We start from the raw sequence: 7,220 nt of genomic DNA, 5'->3' as shown, positions 1-7,220 counted from the left end.
CTTCTTCGGATAACCTATTTACAGGTGTAAAGATCGGTTATCCGAGTTAAGAGGATGATTTAAAGCATATTATAGATATGAAAAGCTCCGATAAAAGTTTTTATCGGACACTGATGATTTGATACAATAATTCAATGTTAAAAGTAGTATTGCGTATTTAGCTATTTGTGTATCTTTACAGAAATAGTAACTTATATGTGGTTTAATACTTTAAAGAAAAGATCACTCAGTAAAGTAGTAGAAAAGTCAACATTAAGAGCCTTACCTGCGGATTTTAAATATGAGTTTAAAGAAGTAGGGATCTTAGTTAATAAATCAGATGCATGTAATGTTCCTGAATTAATCAAAGCAATTGAGAAAAAGGGGATAAGTGGTGTTAAGATCAAAGTTTTAATTTACACTTCTGAGAATAAAAAAGCATTAGAAGAGGGGTGTTTTGGAATGAAAGACTTTACTGTTTCTGGAACTACTGAGAATATAGAGATACTTGATTTTATAGAGAAAAGATTCGACATATTAATTAGTTATTATACTAATAAGGCTGTCTCGTTAATGTGGATGACAGCAAAGTCGAACGCTTTATTTAAAGTAGGTGTTTCGAGTGAGAATACAACGCTAAACCATTTTAGTTTAGCATTAGAAAGTCTGGAGGTAGACAATTTTATTGAGAATTTATATAAATATATAAACGTTTTTAAACATTAATAATTTAAAATAACTATGCAATCACTTATTGGTACGGGAGTGGCATTAGTAACGCCATTTAGAAACGATTTTTCTGTAGATGTAGAAGCATTACAGGATTTGGTAGAATACACAACAGCAAGAGGGGTAGAATATCTAGTAGTATTAGGAACTACAGGAGAATCAGCTACGCTTAGCAACGAAGAGAAACAATTAGTCAAACGTACCGTTATAAAGGCTAATAAGCAAAGATTGCCATTAGTATTAGGAGTAGGAGGAAATAATACACAAGCTGTATTAGAAGAATTAACTGAAGAAAATTTAGAAGGATTTGATGCAATATTATCTGTATCACCTTATTATAATAAACCAACTCAGGAAGGTATTTATCAGCATTTTAAGCAAATAGCACTTAAGAGTCAGTTGCCTATTATTTTATATAATGTTCCTGGTAGAACAGGGAGCAATATGGCTGTTAGTACAGTAGTGCGGTTAGCAAATGAGTTTAGCAATATAATTGGTATAAAGGAAGCTGCTGGAAGTATGGTGCAAGGAATGGAGCTTATCCGTCAAAGTACGCGTAAGGATTTCTTAGTCATTTCAGGAGATGATGCTATAGCATTGCCTTTAGTATTAGCAGGTGGAGCAGGAGTTATTTCTGTTATTGGGCAAGGAGTTCCACAGAAATTTACTGATATGATTCGCTTTGGTTTAAAAGGAAATGTAAAGGAAGCTTTTGAACTACAATATCAATTAATGCCTATTATAGATATGATATTCGAGCAAGGTAACCCTGCTGGAATAAAAGAGATATTAAAAGTGGAAGGTGTAATGGGAAATACATTGCGTTTACCTCTAGTTTCAGTTGATGCTGAATTAGCATCTCGAATAGACAAAGAATACAAATCGCTTAATTAAAAAAAAGAAAGTTATGTTATCAGTAAAATTAGAAAAAGCGCTTAACGAGCAGATAAAAATAGAAGGTGATTCGTCACAAATATATTTAGAAATGGCCTCTTGGGCAGAAATACAAGGATTCGAAGGTATATCAACATTTATGTTTGCACAATCTGATGAAGAGCGTCAACATATGCTAAAACTAGTAAAGTATGTTAACCAAAGAGGAGGTCAAGCGGTTATTCCTGCAGTGACTAAACCAGAGTTAGATCATACTTCGTTTAAAGCTTTATTTAAACAATTGTTTGATCATGAGGTTTTTGTATCTCAAAGTATCAATGAGTTAGTACATGTAGCTTTAGAAGAAAGAGATTACGCAACACATAATTTCTTACAATGGTATGTAGCAGAACAGATAGAAGAGGAAGCTACAGCACGTACAATCTTAGATAAAATAAACCTTATCGGAGATGATAAAGGTGGTTTGTATTTATTTGATAACGATATCAAAAATTTTAACCAACAAGGAAATACTAACGCTACAATTTAATCGTTTAAGATATAATGATTTATAGGAAAAGATGTCATTTTAGACATCTTTTCTTTTTATATTAAAAAGCTTTTTGTATAATGCAATTATTAATTTAAATTTGCATTTGCTTTTACAGGACTATCTTGGAAATGCTTTTGTCAAAAACAACGAAAAACATTTATGAAAAAATATATTGGATTGTCAATCCTAATGCTTTCAATTGCAAGCTGTGGACCTATGCAAAAGGCCTTGAAAACAGAGGATAATGAGTATAAAAAAGAAGTTGCGAATCAATTTTTTGAGAAGAAAAAGTATAGAAATGCAATTCGTCTTTATGAGCAATTAGAGAGTATTTATAGAGCAAATCCCAAAGCAGAAGATATGTTTTTTAACTTCGCTATGGCGACTTATATGACAAAAGATTACGAATTATCTGCACCAAGGTTTAAAAACTTCGCAGCAACGTATCCAAGAAGTGAGAAAAGAGAAGAAGCTCTATTAATGGAGATTAAATCAGGTTTAGCTTTATCACCTGTATATTCTTTAGATCAAAGAATTACTTATGAGATAATAGAGAAACTACAGAAGTTTATTGATCAATATCCTGGTTCAACTTACGTATTTGAAGCGAATACAATTATGACAGAGATGAATCAAAAGATAGAACAGAAAACTTTTGAGAATGCAAAACAGTTGAATACTATCGGAGAGTGGACAAGAAATTATGGTGCTGCAATTATCGCATTAGATAACTTTATCTATGATTATCCAGGAACTCAGTATAAAGAAGACGCATTATACTATAAGTTTGATTCTGCTTATAAACTTGCAATGAATAGTGTTCATTATAAGATGGAAGAGCGTCTTAAAACAGCAAAATCAATGTATGATGTATTAGTGCGATTTAATGCAGAGACAAAATACAAAAATCAAGCAGATAATATGCTTGGGAATATAAATGATGAATTAGCGAAATTTTCAAAATAACTTAAGCGAAAGAGATGGATTTAAAGAAAACAAATGCTCCAGTAAACACGATTACTTACAACAAAAGTAAGATTGAAGAGCCTACAGGGAATATTTATGAGGCGATTACTATAATTGCTAAGAGAGCAAATCAAATCAACACTGACATCAAGAATGAATTGGTAGACAAGTTGGAGGAGTTCGCTACTTACAATGATAGTTTAGACGAGGTATTTGAAAATAAAGAACAAATTGAAGTTTCTAAATTTTACGAAAAGTTACCTAAAGCTCAAGCGTTAGCTGTAGAAGAGTGGTTAGAAGGTAAAGTTTCATACAAAAAAGTAGACTAAATAAAACAATACTAGTGATGACAAGTTTAGGCGGTAAAAAAATAATACTAGGTGTAACTGGTGGAATTGCCGCGTATAAGACGGCTCACTTAGTACGTTTACTAATAAAAGCAGGTGCCGAGGTTCAAGTAATCATGACACCTGCTTCTCATCAATTTGTGACTCCTTATACTTTGGCAACCTTATCAAAGAAACCCGCGTATACTAACTTCTTCAACGCAGGTGATCAAGGAGGAACATGGAATAATCACGTAGATTTAGCATTGTGGGCTGATTTAATGATCATAGCTCCAGCAACAGCAAATACTTTAGCTAAAATGGCTAATGGCTACTGTGATAATCTTTTAATGGCTATATATCTTTCTGCAAAATGCCCTGTAATGGTTGCACCTGCAATGGATTTAGATATGTATGTTCATCCCACAACAGAAAGAAATTTAAGTTTATTAGAAAGCTTTGGAAATATTATTATTCCTGCTGAAGATGGAGAATTAGCTAGTGGTTTAATAGGTAAAGGAAGAATGGCAGAGCCAGAGACAATAGTAACGTCTGTTACTAATCTGTTTAATGCTAATTTGCCTTTAAAAGAAAAAAAACTCCTTATAACAGCTGGACCAACATACGAACCAATAGATCCTGTACGTTTTATAGGTAATCATTCTTCAGGTAAGATGGGCTTTGATATTGCTTTTGAAGCAGCGAAACAAGGAGCTAAAGTTATTTTAGTGACAGGGCCGACAAATCAAAAAATATCACACGCTAATGTAGAAGTGGTGCATGTTATGTCTGCTTTAGAAATGTACAATGCTTGTCATAAATATTTCGGAAATGTAGATGCGGTAATTGCAGCTGCTGCAGTGGCGGATTATCGACCAAAAACAGTAGCTACAGAGAAAATTAAAAAGAATAGTGAAGAGTTTATAATAGAGATGGATAAGAATCCTGATATATTAGCTTCATTAGGTGCTATAAAGAACAATCAGTTTTTAGTAGGATTTGCATTAGAAACTCAAAATGAGATAGAAAACGCAAAAGCTAAAATCACGAAGAAAAATTTAGATTTAATAGTTTTAAATTCTTTAAAAGATGAAGGAGCTGGTTTTGGAAAACCAACGAATAAGGTTACCTTTATAGATAGAAAATTTAATATAGAACCTTTAGAGTTAAAACCTAAAGAAGCAGTGGCAAAAGATATTATAGATAAGATAATTAAGCATTATGAATAAACTTGTTTGGCTTTTCGGTTTGTTTTTTATAGTTCTAAGTAGCTATGCTCAAGAATTAAATGCAACAGTAACTGTAAATTATAGTCAAGTAGGAAGTAGTAATCAAGCTTACTTTAAATCTTTAGAGAAGTCTCTTAAAGACTTTATTAATAATACTAGTTGGACATCTAAGAAGTTTGCTCCAATGGAGAAGATTGAGTGCATGTTTTTTTTAAATGTTACTACTTATGGTAACAATACAGTATCTGGTACTCTTCAAGTAAAATCATCTAGACCTGTTTATAGTTCAAGTTACTCAACTCAAGTTTTGATGTTTAATGACAAGGATATTACCTTCAATTATATAGAATTCGAATCCTTGTATTATAATCCTACTTCTTATGACTCCAATCTTACTTCCCTAATTGGTTTTTATGCTAATCTAATCATTGGGTTAGATGCAGAGACTTTTAGTATAGGAGGAGGAAGTCAGTATCTTCAAACAGCTAATACGATTGCTTCTTTAGCACAACAATCTAATTATCGTGGATGGAAGCAAGGGGATGGTAACAATACTCGTTCTGCGTTTATTACGGATTTAACATCCGGAGTAGGTTCATCTTATAAAGAGGCTTTGTATAAATATCATCGCTTAGGGCTTGACAAAATGAGCACTAGTGTAGATGAGGGGCGCGATGGTATACTTCAGGGTTTGGTTTCGTTAGAGAATTTGAATAATTCTAGACCAAATTCTTTTATGACTCGTGTTTTTTTTGATTCAAAGACAGACGAATTGATTGGAATTTATGGAGGAGTAACAGATAAGAATAAAAAGAGAGTAGTAGAGTTATTAAATAAATTAGCTCCGCTGAATGGCTTAAAATGGAATAGTTTATAGTTATAAAACTAGACAATATGCTTATATCATTAACAATAAAGAATTTTGCATTAATTGATACCTTAGAGATTGACTTCTCTAATGGATTTTCTATTATTACAGGTGAAACAGGAGCTGGTAAATCTATTGTATTAGGTGCATTAGGTCTTTTAGAAGGAAAGCGTGCTGATCTATCTTCATTAAAGGATAAGGAAGTAAAATGTGTTATAGAAGGAGCATTTAGTGTAGCGAAGTATGGACTAAAAGAGGTATTCACTGAGCTAGAGATAGAGTATGAAGATACTACTATCATAAGACGAGAGATATTGCCTTCGGGTAAGTCTCGTGCATTTGTAAATGATAGCCCTGTAAATCTAAGTGATTTGCAAAGGCTGACAGTGCACTTGATAGATATCCATTCACAACATCAGACTATGGAATTATCTGATGAGAATTATCAAATGCAGATAGTAGATGCTGTGGCAGGTAATGACAAAGTATTGGTCAAATATAAAGAACAGTTAGTTTTATATAGAAAAGCTCAAAGTCAGTTAAAGGAGTTAATTCAACAGCAAGCTGATTTGTTAAAAGAACAAGATTATAATGCTTTTCTTCTAGATGAATTAGTACAAGCTAAATTAGATGGGTTAGATCAACTAGAATTAGAACAAGAGTATGATAAGCTTAATAATGTAGAATTTGTAAGAGAATGTTTTGGACAATCAATAGGTGCTCTGACAGATGATCAAGTAGGAGTAGGTAATCAATTGAAAGAAGTAAAACAATTACTACAAAAAACGAGTTCTATCTCTAAAGAGTACGAAGAATTATATAATAGACTAGTTAGTGTTGAGATTGAATTGAAGGATTTATCTAATGAAATAGAAAGTCAATTAGATAGTGTGTCAGCTGATCCAGAACAATTAAATCTGATTAATGAACGTCTTCAATTGTTATATAACCTACAAAGAAAACATCAGGTAGGCACTGTAGAGGAATTAATTATTCTACGTGATAACTTAGAAGAACGCGTTGATTTAGCTAGTGGAATTGATGATAAAATTACTTCATTAGAAAAGGAGATTACTTCATTAGAAACAGTTTTAAATACTTATGGAGATGAGCTAACAAGTACAAGACTAAAAGCTGTTCCTGTATTAGTAAAACAGTTATTAGAGATCTTAGCATTAGTAGGTATTCCAAATGCAAACTTTAAGTTTGATTTTACAATATCAAAAGGATTCTTAGCAAATGGAAAAGATGAACTTCAATTGTTGTTTTCAGCTAATAAAGGAATGGACTTTGGAATACTTAAGAAAGTAGCTTCAGGTGGTGAGTTGTCACGTATTATGCTTGCTATTAAAGCAATCTTAGCGCGTTATTCAAATCTTCCTACTATTATATTTGATGAGATTGATACAGGTGTATCAGGTGAAGTCGCTGACAAAATGGGAGTGATTATGAATGATATGAGTAATCATATGCAAGTATTTGCGATAACTCATTTACCTCAGATAGCAGCGAAAGGTAAACAGCATTATAAGGTATTTAAGACTTCAAATGATGAGACTACAACATCTCAATTAGTTTTATTAAGTTACGAAGAAAGAGTACGAGAAATAGCACAAATGCTATCAGGTAAAGAAATCAGTGATTCAGCATTAGTACATGCAAAAGAATTACTATCAAAATAACAAAAGCCATCTTTT

General features: G+C 32.4%; 8 protein-coding genes. All 8 read left to right on the top strand.

Annotated features, from left to right (window positions below):
* Positions 1–195 precede the first annotated feature (195 nt).
* Positions 196–705, top strand: coding sequence for a hypothetical protein (locus CF599_RS11280; RefSeq protein ID WP_121966124.1), 510 nt, complete (start codon positions 196–198; stop codon positions 703–705).
* 15 nt (positions 706–720) lie between these two features.
* Complete coding sequence (gene dapA / locus CF599_RS11275) at positions 721–1,602, top strand: 4-hydroxy-tetrahydrodipicolinate synthase (protein ID WP_121966123.1); 882 nt, start codon at positions 721–723, stop codon at positions 1,600–1,602.
* Between the two features lie 13 nt (positions 1,603–1,615).
* Positions 1,616–2,131 (top strand): ferritin, encoded by a 516-nt coding sequence (locus tag CF599_RS11270; protein WP_121966122.1) that lies wholly within the window; start codon positions 1,616–1,618, stop codon positions 2,129–2,131.
* A gap of 162 nt (positions 2,132–2,293) precedes the next feature.
* Positions 2,294–3,100: an outer membrane protein assembly factor BamD gene (locus CF599_RS11265; RefSeq protein ID WP_121966121.1), complete on the top strand. Its 807-nt coding sequence runs from the start codon at positions 2,294–2,296 to the stop codon at positions 3,098–3,100.
* A 14-nt stretch (positions 3,101–3,114) separates the two neighbouring features.
* Positions 3,115–3,429, top strand: coding sequence for a DNA-directed RNA polymerase subunit omega (locus CF599_RS11260; RefSeq protein WP_121966120.1), 315 nt, complete (start codon positions 3,115–3,117; stop codon positions 3,427–3,429).
* Positions 3,430–3,446: 17 nt separating this feature from the next.
* Positions 3,447–4,655 (top strand): bifunctional phosphopantothenoylcysteine decarboxylase/phosphopantothenate--cysteine ligase CoaBC, encoded by a 1,209-nt coding sequence (coaBC, locus tag CF599_RS11255; RefSeq protein ID WP_121966119.1) that lies wholly within the window; start codon positions 3,447–3,449, stop codon positions 4,653–4,655.
* Positions 4,648–5,532, top strand: coding sequence for a DUF4835 family protein (locus CF599_RS11250; protein ID WP_121966118.1), 885 nt, complete (start codon positions 4,648–4,650; stop codon positions 5,530–5,532). The genes coaBC and CF599_RS11250 overlap by 8 nt, the downstream gene beginning before the upstream one ends.
* A gap of 17 nt (positions 5,533–5,549) precedes the next feature.
* The gene (gene recN / locus CF599_RS11245) at positions 5,550–7,205 is read left to right on the top strand and encodes a DNA repair protein RecN (protein ID WP_121966117.1); all 1,656 of its coding nucleotides are present in this window, start codon (positions 5,550–5,552) and stop codon (positions 7,203–7,205) included.
* The last annotated feature ends 15 nt before the right edge of the window (positions 7,206–7,220 follow it).

This window comes from Myroides sp. N17-2 (genome assembly GCF_002286775.1).
In the GTDB taxonomy this organism is placed as follows: Bacteria; Bacteroidota; Bacteroidia; order Flavobacteriales; family Flavobacteriaceae; genus Flavobacterium.
The sequence above is the reverse complement of the archived record's forward strand: the minus strand, read 5'-3'. Positions and strand labels throughout refer to the sequence as shown.